The 15,650-nt window shown below is 44.8% G+C and carries 15 protein-coding genes and 1 tRNA gene; 14 read left to right on the top strand and 2 right to left on the bottom strand.

From position 1 onward, the window contains the following. Nucleotides 1-57: 57 nt before the first annotated feature. Together ICE88_RS01095 and ICE88_RS01090 are read left to right on the top strand one after the other, a co-directional pair. Nucleotides 58-246 (top strand): hypothetical protein, encoded by a 189-nt coding sequence (locus tag ICE88_RS01095; protein WP_216248538.1) that lies wholly within the window; start codon nucleotides 58-60, stop codon nucleotides 244-246. Next, the gene (locus tag ICE88_RS01090; protein WP_216248536.1) at nucleotides 243-503 is read left to right on the top strand and encodes a hypothetical protein; all 261 of its coding nucleotides are present in this window, start codon (nucleotides 243-245) and stop codon (nucleotides 501-503) included. Before ICE88_RS01095 ends, ICE88_RS01090 begins: the two co-directional genes overlap by 4 nt. Before the next feature lie 90 nt (nucleotides 504-593). On the opposite strand, the gene fnr is transcribed toward ICE88_RS01090, so the two are convergent. Next, entirely contained in the window at nucleotides 594-1,343 is a 750-nt protein-coding gene (gene fnr, locus ICE88_RS01085) for a fumarate/nitrate reduction transcriptional regulator Fnr (protein ID WP_370624441.1), read from the bottom strand. Between the two features lie 93 nt (nucleotides 1,344-1,436). Here fnr and ICE88_RS01080 point away from each other — a divergent pair, with 93 nt between their 5' ends. The 12 genes from ICE88_RS01080 (at nucleotide 1,437) to ICE88_RS01025 (ending at nucleotide 15,110) form a co-directional block, all read left to right on the top strand. Continuing rightward, entirely contained in the window at nucleotides 1,437-2,186 is a 750-nt protein-coding gene (locus ICE88_RS01080) for a sulfite exporter TauE/SafE family protein (RefSeq protein WP_216248531.1), read from the top strand. 111 nt (nucleotides 2,187-2,297) lie between these two features. Beyond that, nucleotides 2,298-2,954: an SMC-Scp complex subunit ScpB gene (scpB, locus tag ICE88_RS01075; RefSeq protein WP_216248529.1), complete on the top strand. Its 657-nt coding sequence runs from the start codon at nucleotides 2,298-2,300 to the stop codon at nucleotides 2,952-2,954. Continuing rightward, nucleotides 2,947-4,836, top strand: coding sequence for a pseudouridine synthase (locus ICE88_RS01070; RefSeq protein WP_255535151.1), 1,890 nt, complete (start codon nucleotides 2,947-2,949; stop codon nucleotides 4,834-4,836). The genes scpB and ICE88_RS01070 overlap by 8 nt, the downstream gene beginning before the upstream one ends. 174 nt (nucleotides 4,837-5,010) lie before the next feature. Then, on the top strand, nucleotides 5,011-5,505 hold the full coding sequence (gene rimP / locus ICE88_RS01065) for a ribosome maturation factor RimP (RefSeq protein ID WP_216248527.1): 495 nt from the start codon (nucleotides 5,011-5,013) through the stop codon (nucleotides 5,503-5,505). Continuing rightward, on the top strand, nucleotides 5,502-6,977 hold the full coding sequence (gene nusA, locus ICE88_RS01060; RefSeq protein ID WP_215291505.1) for a transcription termination factor NusA: 1,476 nt from the start codon (nucleotides 5,502-5,504) through the stop codon (nucleotides 6,975-6,977). Before rimP ends, nusA begins: the two co-directional genes overlap by 4 nt. Before the next feature lie 16 nt (nucleotides 6,978-6,993). Further along, on the top strand, nucleotides 6,994-9,765 hold the full coding sequence (infB, locus tag ICE88_RS01055; protein ID WP_216248525.1) for a translation initiation factor IF-2: 2,772 nt from the start codon (nucleotides 6,994-6,996) through the stop codon (nucleotides 9,763-9,765). Nucleotides 9,766-9,784: 19 nt separating this feature from the next. Next, nucleotides 9,785-10,138 carry a 30S ribosome-binding factor RbfA gene (gene rbfA / locus ICE88_RS01050; protein WP_089516499.1) on the top strand — a complete coding sequence of 118 codons (354 nt, stop codon included), beginning with the start codon at nucleotides 9,785-9,787 and terminating at the stop codon, nucleotides 10,136-10,138. Between the two features lie 2 nt (nucleotides 10,139-10,140). Beyond that, nucleotides 10,141-11,088, top strand: a complete 948-nt coding sequence (truB, locus tag ICE88_RS01045) for a tRNA pseudouridine(55) synthase TruB (RefSeq protein ID WP_216248524.1) — start codon at nucleotides 10,141-10,143, stop codon at nucleotides 11,086-11,088. Nucleotides 11,089-11,107: 19 nt separating this feature from the next. After that, nucleotides 11,108-12,937: a translational GTPase TypA gene (gene typA / locus ICE88_RS01040; RefSeq protein ID WP_216862192.1), complete on the top strand. Its 1,830-nt coding sequence runs from the start codon at nucleotides 11,108-11,110 to the stop codon at nucleotides 12,935-12,937. A gap of 93 nt (nucleotides 12,938-13,030) precedes the next feature. Then, entirely contained in the window at nucleotides 13,031-13,927 is an 897-nt protein-coding gene (locus tag ICE88_RS01035) for a pseudouridine synthase (RefSeq protein ID WP_216248522.1), read from the top strand. A gap of 9 nt (nucleotides 13,928-13,936) precedes the next feature. Next, entirely contained in the window at nucleotides 13,937-15,019 is a 1,083-nt protein-coding gene (gene dusA / locus ICE88_RS01030) for a tRNA dihydrouridine(20/20a) synthase DusA (protein ID WP_216248520.1), read from the top strand. A 15-nt stretch (nucleotides 15,020-15,034) separates the two neighbouring features. Beyond that, nucleotides 15,035-15,110, top strand: a tRNA-His gene (locus tag ICE88_RS01025). A 40-nt stretch (nucleotides 15,111-15,150) separates the two neighbouring features. Here the strand turns inward: ICE88_RS01025 and ICE88_RS01020 are convergent. Next, a complete protein-coding gene (locus ICE88_RS01020) occupies nucleotides 15,151-15,546 on the bottom strand; it encodes a coiled-coil domain-containing protein (protein WP_216248518.1) in 396 nt (131 codons plus the stop codon). Nucleotides 15,547-15,650: the final 104 nt, after the last annotated feature.

The following is a 15,650-nucleotide window of genomic DNA, read 5'->3' as shown; positions in this document are numbered from 1 at the left end:
AGTAAGTGACAAGAGTAAGATTTAAAGCTAAAAGCTGGAGCAGGTAAAGGAGACTTTATGTCAAAAGAATTAGATACAAAACCATGGTGGAAACAATTATGGCCATGGTTGATCATCAGTGGCCCAGCCATTGGTGCGATTGGTGCTGCCATTACTATTTGGTTTGCGTTCACGCAAGACGTTGATCAAACGATCCGCGAAGGTGTTGTTAAACAAGGTTTAAAAATAGAGCAGGTGACCAAATGAAGTGTCGTTTATGGATGTGGATTTTGTGGCCATCTTTCTTAGTAGCCGGCATTGCTGAGGGAATATTTTTTACCTTGGTGCATCCAGAGGATTTGGTATTTTTAGATCATCCAATTCATGCATCTAAAGAAGCAATCTACACAGTTGGATTCTTCGCTTTTTGGTTGTTATGTGCTCTATCAAGTGCGCTCACCATTTACATCTTGCCAGGATCAGTGTGTGATCTCAATGAAAAAGCAGATGGTGGTTTGCTTTAATCAACAAAGCAATTAAATGAGATTAAATAAAAAAGCAGCTTAAAGCTGCTTTTTTATTTGGTTAAAGATGTTGGGGTATTTGTTGATTTATTAAGCATGAGATGCGCAATGAATGGCACTTGATTTGCCAGCCAATTCTAGTAAACCTTCCATGTCAATTAACTTGATGTGGCGTTGCTTGATTTGAATCAGGCCTGATTCGGTGAAGCGTGAAAATAATCTACTCACTGTTTCTAGCTGAATACCTAAATAGCTACCAATCTCTTCACGACTCATGCGCAAATGATATTCACTGGGCGAGTAACCTCTGGCTGCAAGACGGTCTGAAAAATTCAATAAGAAGCTAGCTAAGCGTTCTTCAGCTCGCAGGCTTCCTAGAGAAAGTAAGTGGCGTTGATCTTGAGTTAATTCTTTACTCAAGATGCGGTGAAATTGATGTTGTAAAGATGGAATTTGTCTTGCTAAGATTTCAAATTCATTAAATTTAACAACGCAAGCTTCACTGTCTTCTAGAGCGATGGCATTTGATTGGTATTGATTGTTACCAATACCATCTAAGCCCAGCATTTCGCCTGGAAGATGAAATCCGGTGATTTGTTCGCGACCATCTGGAAGGGCGTACTCAGTTTTAAGGGTGCCAAACTTGATGCCATACACTGCCGTCAAAGGATCACCTTGACGGTACAAGGCATCACCTTTTTTTAAGCGGACCCGTTCAGTGACCAGAGAGTCAATTTTGCTGATATCTTCCGAATTAAGGCCAACGGGCAGGCAGAACTGTCCTAAAACACAAGTTGAGCATTTGTTGGCTGATTCAGAGGTGGCAATACGATTCATGATTGTTTGCTTTATATCAATGCAGTTGCAGAGAACACATTGGTACTATTCTAGTACTTCGCACTTAACAATACCACTTAGGAATATTCAGTAAGTATGGTCACATCCACATTATTTTTGACGATATTTATAGGAGCTTTGGTCAGTGGATGGCATTGTGCTTTGATGTGCGGGGGCATTGCTGCTGGTTTAGAGCGTGCCAAGCAAAATCCTTCTGCTGAGCAAAATACAGCGACTTTTCGCTTCATTTCTAGAAAAAAACTGGTTTTTGAGCAGTTTTTGACCCATTTGGGCAGAATTTCAACATACATATTATTGGGTGTTTTGGCTGGAACCTTGGGTTTCCCACTTTGGCAACAAGGGTGGTTACCAGTACAAAGAGCCTTGTTTGCTCTTGCGGCACTGATCTTTTTGTTTCAGGGCTATCTGGTCTTAACTAAAAATAAGACGAAAACCTCTGCATGGGAGGTTTGGCTCAATACCAAAACGGCTGCCTTGTGGTCAAAACTATCCAAATCACTTCATCAGCCAGGTCGTAAGCCACACTTTTTAGTTGGTTTGGTGTGGGGTTTGGTTCCCTGCGGTTTGATCTACAGCATCTTGCCTTTGGCTTTTTTGTCAGGGGATGGGGTGTCCGGGGGATTATTGATGCTGGCTTTTGGATTGGGCACATTGCCCAACCTTTTATTAATCTCTGGGTTTTCTGCGCGTTTAGCTTCTTGGGGCCATCAAGCTTGGACACGCTATATGGCGGCGGCTTTGATGATTTTCACAGGACTGTTTGGTCTTTACAGGGCTTTCACCTTACCTGATGCACTTCTCAAAGGCGGTTTTTGCATTGGCTGAAGTTTGAATTACAATACGAAACTAGATGGTTAAATAATAAAGATGTGATTTCTGGTATCTATTAGCCAGACATCCTTAACCCAAATATAAACAGATTCCCTTTTTAAATTTATGACTCCTGAACAGCTCAAGCTTGTGCTTGAAACTGCACTCTTATGTGCAGACCAACCAATGACAATGAACGATTTGCGTCGTTTGTTCTTAGAAGAACTTTCTGCTGAGGAGTTGAATGAGGCTTTGGCTCAAATTCAGGCAGACTGGTCAGAGAAGGGCATGGAGCTTTTAGAGCTTGCAACTGGCTGGCGCTTTCAAAGTCGTTTATCAATGCGCGAGTATCTAGATCGCTTGACACCTGAGAAGCCACCAAAGTACTCAAGAGCTGTGATGGAAACCTTGGCGATCATCGCTTATCGTCAACCTGTGACCAGAGGTGAGATTGAAGAGATTCGTGGCGTGACGGTCAGCTCTAATGTGGTGAAACAATTAGAAGATCGCGGTTGGATTGAAGTGGTAGGCCATAAAGAGACTGTGGGCCGTCCTGGTTTGTACGCCACAACGCGCCAATTTTTAAATGATTTAAGTTTGACCACTTTGCAAGAATTGCCAATGCTGGATGATGCTTCAGCTCAAGCTGAATCAGTGGCTCAGCGAGTGATGGAATTTGAAGGTGAAGTAGTAGCTTCTCCTGAAGCCACATCTGATGTGACCGATGTGGTTGATACATCTGCTGCCGACGAGCAAACAAATAACGAAAAAACTAATGACTAGTCCTGAATTTGAATCTGAACAGCCTGCCAAGATGGATGGGCAAGAGGCTGGTGAAAATAGCGAGACTCGACCAAAAAGAACCAGTCGCAGCCCCTACAACAAGGGCCGTGGCAGACGTCCACGCGATGAAAATGCACCTACTGGTGATCAGCCTGCAGGAGAAAATCAAGGGACTCAAGCAAGTTCGGGTGAAGAACCTGCAGGTGAGGGTGAGTCAGCAGCAAGACCTCCTCGTGGACCGCGCCCTCCAAGAGGTGATCGTGGTGATAAATTTGCCAGAGGTCCTAGAAACAAAGGTAATAACGGTGAGCGAGGTGAAAGAACAAATCACCCATCACGACATCAAGAACCCAAAGCCAGTCCAGTCAGCGAAGAAAGCCAAGCGTTGTTCGCATCTGTGGTTTCTGGAGAGTTTGATGCAAGCTTGGATACGCCAGAAGTCGAGACTGAGGTAACCCATGACATGGTTGCTCAGACATTGGCTGAGTTAGAGACTGAGTCTCACTCATCTGAATCAGAAACAAAAGAAGCGCAAGCTGAAGAAGATGCAATGCCAGGTTTGCAGTTCTCTAGTGTTGATGAACTGCCATTAAGTTTGCGTGATGAAGTTTGGTCTGATCTTGATGATGTTGATGAAGAAGGTTTCGACGAAGACACTGTTAAGTTGCACAAGGTTTTAGCTGATGCTGGTATGGGCTCTCGCCGTGACATGGAAGACCTGATCATTCAGGGTCGTGTTTCTGTGAACAGTATGCCGGCGCACATTGGTCAACGTGTTGGACCAACGGATCAAGTCAAAATCAATGGCAAGATGGTTCATCGCAAGATTCAAACAAAACCACCGCGCGTGATTCTTTATCACAAGCCAGCCGGCGAGATTGTTAGTCAGTCTGATCCTGAAGGTCGTCCAACTGTGTTTGATCGCTTGCCAAAAGCCAAACAAGGTCGTTGGATCGCAGTGGGTCGTTTGGACTTTAATACTGAAGGCTTGTTGTTATTCACCACCTCTGGTGAGTTAGCGAACCGTTTGATGCACCCTCGTTATGGTGTTGAGCGTGAATACGCGGCACGTATTTTGGGTGATTTAGAGCCCGAGCAAGAAAAGCTCTTAAAAACAGGTATTAATTTAGATGACGGTGTCGCTAAGTTCTTGCGCTTGGTCAGTGGCGGCGGAGAAGGTGCTAATCGTTGGTATCACGTGGCTTTAACAGAAGGTCGTAACCGTGAGGTTCGCCGTATGTTTGAAGCCGTTGGACACATTGTGTCTCGTTTGATTCGAACACGTTATGGCTTATTTGTTTTGCCTCCAAGATTGCGTCGTGGTCGCTGGGAAGAAGTTCCATCTGATCAAATTGTGCAACTCATGAAGATGGCTGGCTTGAAAGTTCCTCAGGGCATGGGTGAGAAATCACGCCGTGACCCACGTGAAGGCGGTAACCGTGCTCCACGTGAACACAGTGGCGGTCAACCTGATCCAATGCAAACCTCCGTTTCTTATTGGGGTTCTAAGGATGCATTAAGACAAGCATCCAACACCAACCGTTTTGCTCAAGGTCATGCAGATGATCGTGGCGGCAGATATAAGGGCAGTAATAATGGTGGTGGAAGAGGTAAACCGGGTCAAGGTGGTAAACCTGGCCAAGGCAAGCCAGGTCAAGGCGGTCGCTCAGGAGGTTTTGGGCAACGTCGTGATGAGGATAGTCAAGCTGGCGTGCACCACGGTAGTGCATTTGGCAGTGGCGCTGATAAACCTCGTTCTGGTCAAAAATTCGGAAAAAAAGGTCCAGGTCAGGGCGGTTCTCGCTCTGGTCAGGGTCAAAATCGCTCTCCAGGTGGCAAACCTGGGGGTAAATTTGGTAAAAAATTCTCAAAACCCAGTTAAATTACAAGAAAAGCTAGGGGATATCCCTTGGCAGGGTAGGCAAGTTCTTATATAATTCAATTGTTTAGTAGTTCCGGCTAAAGTTGCGTTCAACGTAGGTCGGGCATGTTCTTTTTGTTTAGGAATATGGGCTATATGCCCATTTTTTTTTGGTGAAAGAAAACGTAATAGTCGATGGCGAACGAACAAGTTTTGATTGCTGATGCTCTGAAGAGCCTAGGTTACCTACTCGTTGATATTGAGCGAGAAGGTCGTGGCTTATTGCGCGTCACGATTGAAAATGTTGATTATGAGCGCCCAATCGATATTACTGATTGTGAAAAAGTGAGTCGTCATCTGAATTACAGCTTGCCTGTAGATAACGTTAACTACGATCGATTGGAAGTTTCTTCACCAGGCTTGGATCGACCTGTGAAAACAGTTGCTGACCATATCCGATTCATGGGTTTGGAAGCAAACGTTAAATTACGCGTCGCACATGCTGGCCGAAAGAATTATGTAGGTGTTTTGCATGGCTTGATCAGTGGTGACGCTGATTCTGTTGATGCCAAGTTGGGTCTGTTAATTAAAAACACAGATGGCAGCGAGGCAATGTTTGAATTTACTCTGGCCGAGGTTGAAAAAACTCGGTTGGTTCCCGTAGTTGATTTCAAAGGAAGAAAATCATGAGTCGTGAAGTCCTCATGCTAGCTGACGCTTTAGCACGCGAGAAAAACGTTGAACGAGATATCGTATTCGAAGCACTTGAGATGGCCTTGGCCTCTGCAAGTAAGAAACGTTACGAAGAAGATGTGGATATTCGCGTTGCCATTGATCGCAACACTGGCGAATATGAAACATATCGTCGTTGGTTAGTTGTGCCTGATGAAGCAGGTCTGCAAGAGCCAGACAAAGAGATTCTTTCATTTGAAGCGAAAGAACAAATTGCTGACATTGAAATCGGTGATTTCATTGAAGAGCAAGTTGAGTCCGTTGCTTTTGGACGTATTGGCGCACAAACAGCTAAGCAAGTGATCTTGCAGCGTATTCGTGATGCTGAGCGTGAGCAGATTTTGAATGACTATTTAGAGCGTGGCGAAAACGTCATGACCGGCACAGTGAAGCGTGCTGATAAGAATGGTTTGATCATTGAATCTGGTCGTGTAGAAGCTTTATTGCGTCGCGATCAAATGATTCCAAAAGAAAACTTGCGCAGCGGTGATCGCGTGCGTGGTTTCATTTTGAAAGTAGATCGTGAAGCTCGCGGTCCTCAGATTGAACTATCAAGAACAGCCCCTGATTTCTTGATCAAGTTGTTTGAGAATGAGGTTCCTGAAATGGAGCAAGGTTTATTGGAGATCAAGGGCGCCGCTCGTGATCCTGGTATCCGTGCAAAGATCGCTGTTGTTGCACACGACAAGCGCATTGACCCAATTGGTACATGTGTAGGTGTGCGTGGCACACGCGTGACAGCGGTTCGTAATGAAGTTGCTGGCGAAGCAGTTGATATTGTTTTGTGGTCTGAAGATCCAGCGCAATTTGTGATCGGTGCCTTAGCGCCTGCTCAAGTTCAATCAATCATGGTGGACGAAGAGAAGCATGCGATGGATGTGGTGGTTGATGAGGAAAACTTGGCAATCGCTATTGGCCGCAGTGGTCAAAACGTGCGTTTGGCGAGTGAATTGACTGGATGGCACATCAACATCATGACTCCTGAAGAGTCTGCTCAGAAGACTGAAGAAGAATCAGAAAAAGTACGCGCCTTGTTCATGGATAAGTTGGACGTGGACCAAGAAGTTGCGGACATTTTGATTGAAGAAGGCTTCAATAGTTTGGAAGAAGTTGCATACGTGCCTTTGTCAGAAATGCTAGAAATTGATGCATTTGATGAAGATACGGTGAATGAATTGCGTACTCGCGCACGTGACTCGTTGTTAACGATGGAGTTGGCAAAAGAAGAGCGTGTTGAAGAGGTATCGCAAGATCTACGTAGCTTAGAAGGTATGACTACGAATCTTGTTGCCAAATTGGCAGAAGGTAATGTCCATACCCGTGATGACCTAGCGGAATTGGCTGTTGATGAGTTAGTTGAAATGACTGGCATCAACGAAGAAGACGCAAAAGCTCTCATTATGAAAGCTCGTGCACACTGGTTTAACTGATTCATAAGGGGTTCGCATGGCGACCACGACCGTAGAAGATTTGGCAAAAGAACTGAAGCGCACTCCAGCAGCATTGCTGGAGCAGCTTCAGGCTGCCGGAATTAATAAAACAGCAGCGGAAGATAAGCTGACTGAAAAAGATAAAACGAAATTGCTTGAGCATTTGCAAGTGGCTCATGGTTCGGATACTGCTGCACGCAAAAAAATTACTTTAACCAAGCGTGAAACTACTGAGATTCGCCAGGCAGACTCTGCTGGCAAAACTCGCACTGTTCAAGTCGAGGTTCGTAAGAAGCGCGTACTGGTCAAGCGTGATGAATCTGCTGCTGCAGAGCCAGCACCAGAGATTGAAAAGCCGGCAAAGGTTTCAGCAGAAGCTGCACCAGCCAGCATTTTGGATGATGCTGAGTTAGCAAAGCGTGAAGCTGAAGCCAAGCGTCAAGCCGAATTATTAGCTCGTCAAGAAGCTGATATGCAAGCTGAGATGGATCGCAAAGCTCGCGAAGAATCTGAAAAAGCTGCAGCAAAAACAAAAGCTGCAAAAGGTGATAAGAAAGAAAAAACAAGCGCTGAAGAAGATAAAGCCAAGGCTGAGAGCGAAGAAAAAGAAAAGGTAGCGGCCACTGCAGCTGCCAAAGTTCGTGATGATGAATTGGAAAGCATTCGTGTGCGTCGCGCCAAGGCTGAAGCTGAAGCCTTAGCAATTCGTGACATGATGAATGCCCCAGCCAGAGTTCTTAAGGCTGCCAAACCACCGGAAGAAGAAAAGAAGGGCACTCTTCACAAGCCAGTTAAGGCTGAGGGTGCAGATGATAAGAAGAAAGATAAAGTTAAACCAGGTGCGAAGACCATTAAATCAACTGAGTCATCATCGACTTGGCAAGAAGATGGTAAGAAGCGTGCTGGTGGATTAAAAACTCGCGGTGACACAACCGGTGGATCAGGTAACTGGCGCACGGGTGGTGGCAGAAGAAAAAATCAACAGCAAGCTTCTGATGTTCCAACTAACTTCGTAGCACCTACTGAGCCAGTTGTGAGAGATGTTCATATTCCAGAAACAATCACTGTTTCAGAATTGGCTCACAAGATGTCAGTAAAAGCCGCAGAAGTGATCAAGTTGCTGATGGGTATGGGCCAGATGGTCACCATCAACCAAGTTTTAGACCAAGACACAGCGATGATCATCGTTGAAGAAATGGGTCATAAAGCTTTTGCTGCTAAGTTAGATGAGCCAGACACAGATCTATCAACCGAAGCGCATGATGCTGAGTTAATCACAAGACCACCAGTGGTCACTGTGATGGGCCACGTTGACCACGGTAAAACATCTTTATTGGATTCTATTCGCCGTGCCAAGGTGGCATCAGGTGAAGCGGGTGGTATTACCCAGCACATTGGTGCTTATCACGTAGAAACTCCACGTGGCATGATCACATTCTTGGATACACCGGGTCACGAAGCCTTTACGGCGATGCGTGCCCGTGGTGCTCAAGCGACTGACATTGTTATTTTGGTGGTGGCTGCCGATGACGGCGTGATGCCGCAAACGAAAGAGGCGATTGCCCATGCTAAGGCTGCGGGCGTTCCATTGGTTGTTGCAATCAACAAAATTGATAAGCCAGATGCCAATCCCGATCGTGTGAAACAAGAATTGGTTGCTGAAAGCGTTGTGCCTGAAGAGTACGGTGGTGATTCACCGTTCATTCATGTGTCAGCTAAAACTGGCGCGGGTATTGATGAGCTTTTAGAAAACGTTTTACTACAAGCTGAAGTTCTCGAACTTAAAGCTCCTAAGGATGCAGCTGCCAAAGGTCTAGTGATTGAAGCTCGCCTTGATAAAGGTAAGGGACCAGTTGCAACTATCTTGGTTCAATCAGGTACTTTGCGTCGTGGCGACATGATCTTGGCGGGTTCATCTTTTGGTCGTGTTCGCGCCATGTTGGATGAAAACGGTAAGCCTTGTAATGAGGCTGGCCCATCAATCCCAGTTGAGATTCAAGGTCTATCAGAAGTCCCGGCAGCCGGGGAAGAGGTCATTGCAGTTGCTGATGAGCGCAAAGCTCGTGAAATCGCTTTGTTCCGTCAAGGTAAATTCCGTGATGTGAAGTTGGCGAAACAGCAGGCTGTGAAACTTGAAAGCATGTTTGAAAACATGGGTGAAGGCAGCGTTGAAGCCAAGAACTTGCCAATCATTATCAAGGCAGACGTTCAAGGTTCTCAAGAAGCTTTGTCACAGTCATTACAAAAGCTTTCAACAGCCGAGGTCAAGGTTGTGATTGTTCACGCAGCGGTTGGTGGCATCACTGAAACTGATATCAACTTAGCCGTAGCTTCTAAAGCTGTGGTGATTGGATTCAATTCTCGTGCTGATGCATTGGCTCGCAAGTTGGCTGAAGCCAATGGCGTAGATATTCGTTACTACAACATCATCTACGATGCTGTTGATGAAGTGAAAGCTGCGATGAGCGGTATGTTGACGCCAGAGAAGAAAGAAGAAATCACAGGCTTGGTTGAAATCCGTCAAGTGATCCAAGTATCTAAAGTTGGTTCTGTTGCTGGTTGTATGGTTCTTGAAGGTATCGTCAAGCGATCATCACGCGCACGTTTATTGCGCAACAACGTGGTAGTTTGGACTGGCGAATTGGATTCATTGAAGCGCTTCAAAGATGACGTCAAAGAGGTGAAGGGTGGTTTTGAGTGCGGTTTATCTCTCAAAAATCACAACGACATCCATGAGGGCGATCAACTAGAAATATTTGAAGTTACAGAAGTGGCAAGAACGCTTTAATAGCTTTAAATAAAAAAACATGCCAGTTAAAAATCATCGTAATCAACGAGTGGCCGACCAAATCCAAAGGGATTTGGCCGAGCTCATTCCGCGCGAGATTCGTGATCCCAAAGTTGGGTTGATTACCTTGCAGGCTGTTGAGTTAACGACTGACATGGCGCACGCAAAAATATTCTTCACAGTTCTTGGAGCTGAGCCGGAGAATGCTTTGGCTGCTTTGCGTGAAAAAGCTGGTTATTTACATTCATTGCTGTTCAAGCGTTTACATATTCACACAGTCCCGACCTTGCATTTTCATCATGATGAATCTGTGGCTCGTGGCGTTGAAATGTCACGTTTAATAGATCAAGCGCTGCGCGACGATAAGGCTTAATCATGCCCCAAGGTATTCACGGGGTGGTTCTTCTGGATAAGCCAGAAGGAATCAGCTCACAAACTGCAGTCACGATTGTCAAACGAGCATTTGATGCAGACAAGGCTGGACATACGGGCACTTTGGATCCTATGGCCACTGGTTTATTGCCGGTATGTTTGGGTGAAGCAACAAAATATTCGCAAGATTTGTTGGATGCAGATAAAACTTATTTAGCAACCATCAAGTTTGGTGAGAAAACCTCTACAGGTGATGCAGAGGGTGAAGTGATTGAAGTTAAAGAAGCTAATTTTGATGTGACTGATGCCTATCTTTTGCAAGAAAAATTAGCTGAAGTGGCGTTGAAGTTCACAGGTGAAATTGCACAGATTCCTCCGATGTATTCAGCCTTAAAGCGTGATGGTAAGCCTTTGTATGAATATGCCCGCGCAGGTGAGACATTGGAGCGAGAAGCAAGAATGATCACGATTCATTCATTGAAATGGGTGGATGTGTCATGGCCAGTGGCTCAATTAGAAGTTTCATGCAGCAAAGGAACGTATGTCAGAACCTTGGCTGAGGATATTGGTGATTATTTAGGCGCTGGTGCTCATTTGATTGGCTTGCGCCGAGAAAAGGTGGGCCATTTGAGTTTAGGTCATGGCGTTACCTTAGAAACCGTTAAAAATAATCATCAAGACAACAATATCAAGCCTGAGTATTTGCTGCCAGTGGATGCTCTCGTACAAGACCTCAACTCATTGGGGCTTACAAATGAAGAGGCAGATCGCTTGCGTCTTGGGCAAAGAGTCCCAGTCAGTAAAGCGGGTAGTAATGAAGAGTTAATGAGGATTTATCGCGGCACGATTGAATCTTGTAATTTTATGGGTACCGCAGACTGGCGCAAGGGTGTATTACACCCACGTCGTTTGATTGCCCAAGCAGCAGCAGTAACGAATTTAACCAATTGAAAAAAGTGAAAGCAGAACCATGAGTAATATTCGCGCCTTAAGAAACATCGCCATCATTGCCCACGTTGACCACGGTAAAACAACCTTGGTGGATCAACTACTTCGTCAATCAGGCACATTCCGTGACAACCAACAGGTTGCTGAACGTGTGATGGACTCAAATGATATTGAAAAAGAACGTGGCATCACGATCTTGTCTAAAAACTGTGCGGTTGAATATGAAGGTACTCATATCAATATCGTTGACACTCCAGGACACGCAGACTTCGGTGGTGAAGTTGAGCGCGTTCTATCGATGGTTGATGGTGTGTTGCTATTGGTTGATGCTGTTGAAGGCCCAATGCCACAAACACGTTTTGTGACAAAGAAAGCTTTGGCACTTGGCTTGAAGCCAATCGTGGTGGTTAACAAAGTGGACCGTCCAGGTGCACGTATTGATTACGTTGTGAATGCAACATTTGAACTATTTGATAAATTAGGTGCGACTGAAGAGCAGTTGGATTTCCCAGTTGTTTACGCATCTGGTTTGGCTGGTTACGCAGGTTTGACACCTGAAGTACGCGAAGGAACCATGGCTCCTTTGTTTGAAACAGTCTTGAAATATGTACCGATTCGTGACGAAGATCCAGACGGTCCTTTGCAATTCCAAATTTCCTCAATTGATTACAACAGCTATGTTGGAAAAATTGGTGTGGGTCGTATCAGCCGCGGTACTGTTAAAGCTGGCCAATCAGTTGTTTGCCAAAATGGTCCAGATGGCACACCATTCAATGGTCGTGTTAACCAAGTGCTTAAGTTCCAAGGTCTTGAGCGCGTTCAAGTTGAGCAAGCCGCTTCTGGCGATATCGTTTTGATCAACGGTATCGAAGATTTAGCGATTGGTACAACAGTGTGTGCACCAGACAAAGTTGATCCATTGCCGATGTTGAAGGTGGATGAGCCAACTCTAACCATGAACTTCATGGTTAACACCAGCCCATTGGCTGGACGTGAAGGTAAATTCATTACCAGCCGTCAGATTCGTGATCGTTTGCAACGCGAGCTAAAGTCAAACATGGCTTTGCGCGTGAGTGATACAGATGATGACACTGTATTTGAAGTTTCAGGCCGTGGTGAATTGCATTTAACTATTTTGATTGAAAACATGCGTCGTGAAGGTTACGAGCTTGCAGTTTCTCGTCCTCGCGTGGTTTTCCATGAAGAGAATGGCGTTAAAACTGAGCCATATGAAAACTTAACGGTGGACGTTGAAGACACTACTCAGGGTGGTGTGATGGAAGAATTGGGCAAACGTAAGGGTGAGTTGCAAGACATGGTGTCAGACGGCAAAGGCCGTACACGTCTTGAGTACAGAATCCCAGCGCGTGGCTTGATTGGTTTCCAAGGCGACTTCTTAACAATGACTCGCGGAACTGGTTTGATGAGTCATACATTTGATGCTTATGGCCCAATGAAAGAGGGCATGGTTGGTGAGCGTCACAATGGTGTGTTGATTTCTCAAGACGATGGTGAAGCAGTTGCTTACGCTTTGTGGAAATTGCAAGATCGCGGCCGCATGTTTGTGGTTCCTGGTGATGCACTTTACGAAGGTATGGTGATTGGTATTCACAGCCGTGATAATGACTTAATTGTGAATCCGATCAAAGGTAAGCAATTAACCAACGTGCGTGCCTCAGGTACTGATGAAGCTGTGCGTCTGGTGCCAGCGATTCAAATGTCTTTGGAGTATGCGGTTGAATTCATTGCAGAAGACGAGTTGGTTGAAGTGACTCCGAAGAGCATCCGTATCCGTAAGCGCTACTTGAAAGAGCATGAGCGTAAGAAGGCAAGTCGCGAAACAGCGGCTTAATGGAACGTCATTGAACCTAGGTAAGATCAATAAAGCCGCAACCATCAAGTTGCGGCTTTATGGTTTCTGAAATAGCAAAAAATACCAACTATCATGGACATTAAAAACGGCGTTGGCCCTAGTAAAGTATTTATTAAAAATACTGAAAAAGCCCATGTCTATCTAATTGATTTTTTAGTTGAAAAATTCCCTCAAATCCCAAAAGAAGAATGGGTTAAGAGAATGGATCAAGGCCTCGTTCTAGACGAGGAGGGCATCCCTCAATCCGCGAGCGATCAGTGTCGAACCAATACATTTATCTACTACTACCGAAGTATTGAAATAGAGGAATCGATTCCGTTTCAAGAGTTGATTGTTTATGAGGATGAACATTTACTCATTGCTGATAAACCTCATTTCTTACCCGTTACTCCAGCGGGACATTACTTACAAGAAACGCTACTCGTACGCCTAAAAAATAAAACAGGCATTAAAGACTTAACTCCGTTACATAGAATCGATCGAGAGACTGCAGGCTTGGTAGCATTCTCAAAAAAGGCAGAGGATCGTAATCTCTATCAAGTTTTATTCAGAGAGCGTCAAATTAAAAAGACTTATGAAGCGATTGCGCCTTATCAAGAACATCTGAAAGATCAGTTCCCAATCGAGCGCATGAGCAGAATTGAAGAGTCTGATATTTTTATTCAGATGCAAGAAGTTTCTGGAGAACCTAATTCAGACACGGTCATTCAGTTATTAGAAGTGAGAAAGCCGTGGGCCAGATATCAGCTCGAACTTGGTACTGGTAAGAAGCATCAATTAAGGGTTCATATGAATGCTTTAGGGATGCCGATCAAACACGACAAGATTTACCCGAACATCGTTACACAAACCAAAATGGGTAAAGACTTCTCAGAGCCTTTGCAGCTTTTAGCCAAGCAACTGAGTTTTAAGGATCCTGTGACACAGTTGGAACATGAGTTTCAGAGCTCGTTTGTACTTTCTCTATAAAATCACGTGATGTCGAATAACACCAAACGCATAGCCGTTGCCCCGATGATGGATTGGACTGACCGTCAGTGCCGCACATTCCATCGAAGCCTCACCAAAGAAGCTGTTCTTTATAGCGAAATGGTGACAACTGGTGCTTTGATCCATGGGGATGTTCCAAGACACCTTGATTTTGATGAAGTTCAGCACCCAGTTGTTTTGCAGTTAGGTGGCAGTGAGCCACAAGACTTGGCAACTTCAGCAAAATTGGCTCAGCAGTGGGGCTATGATGAAGTTGATTTGAACTGTGGCTGTCCTTCGGAAAGAGTGCAGCGTGGATCATTTGGCGCTTGCTTGATGGCTGAGCCAGACTTGGTGGCGGATTGTGTGAAGGCCATGGTTGATGCTGTTGATATGCCCATCACTGTGAAGCACCGCATTGGCTTGAATGAAATGAACGTTCAAGACAATCAAGCAGACTATCAATTCACTTTGGATTTCATTTGTAAAGTGGCTCAGGCAGGGGCTAGTCAGGTCACAATTCATGCCCGCAATGCGATTTTGAAAGGCCTTTCTCCAAAGGAGAATCGGACCGTTCCTCCACTGCGTTATGAGATTGCTAAACAATTGCGCCTAGATGCGCAAAAGCACTTTCCTCATTTAAAAGTTTTGCTGAATGGCGGCCTAGAAAATAATGGAGATATTGCGCGCTATTGGAATGATTTTGATGGATTCATGATTGGTAGGGCTGCCTATCACACGCCTGGAATGATGTTGGATTGGGATGAGATGTTGTCAACCGAAGGTCAGGCTTTTGGCCACTTCTTTGGAGTAGATCAATGGAACCGCATCACTGAAGAATTAATTGGTCAATGTACTCGTTGGCTTAAGCATTGTGAAGCCACCAAGCAAGTCTTCCATATGGCGGCCATTACCCGGCATATTCTGGGCTTGGCCCATGGCAAGGGTGGTTCAAAGCAATGGCGCAGGAAGTTGTCGGACTATCGTTTGTTGGGCGCAGTCAAGACGGAGCAGGACATTCGTGCCTTTTTTGAGGATGCCAATCGGGAGCTCAGAATGTATGTTGAACATGACGATCAGGACAGGTTATAATCTTAATTCTCTACGGTGGCTGTAGCTCAGTTGGTAGAGTCCAGGATTGTGATTCCTGTTGTCGTGGGTTCGAGCCCCATCAGCCACCCCAAAATCAAAAGGCCTCTTCAATACTGAAGAGGCCTTTGTTCTTATGGATTTTGATGGAAGTAAACCATTAAGGTAATAACAACTGTTGCAATTGATATTTGGCTCACAATTGATCTGTAGCTTAATTTATGAATTATTCGACTTTCAAGTGTTGCCATATCTTGAGTCAACTCTTTTCGTAAATCACTTAAGCCTGTCCATAAATTTGTAATGTGATGACGTAAGTCTTTGATTTCTTCGCGAACATCTTTGATTTCATTGCGCACTTCTTTAATGTCCATCTTTAATTCATTACGAACCTGATGTAACTCATCTTTAGTAGCTAAGTCTCGTTTGTCTTTTGTTAAATCATTCATTGCATGGCTGAGACTACAGGCCTGAGCGTTGTTAAAGCCATTGGCTTCAAAAGTCTCTTTGAGTTTTAGGGTGTCGATCATAGGGTCTCCTTTGTTGCTAAGGTAATAATTTATGTTATTTATAAGCAAATGACAAATCAACAAAAATGATGGTGACTAAGTTGTGAGGTTATTAAACGCTGAAT

It is taken from the genome of Polynucleobacter sp. AM-26B4, from assembly GCF_018882285.1.
In the GTDB taxonomy this organism is placed as follows: Bacteria; Pseudomonadota; Gammaproteobacteria; order Burkholderiales; family Burkholderiaceae; genus Polynucleobacter.
The sequence above is the reverse complement of the archived record's forward strand: the minus strand, read 5'-3'. Positions and strand labels throughout refer to the sequence as shown.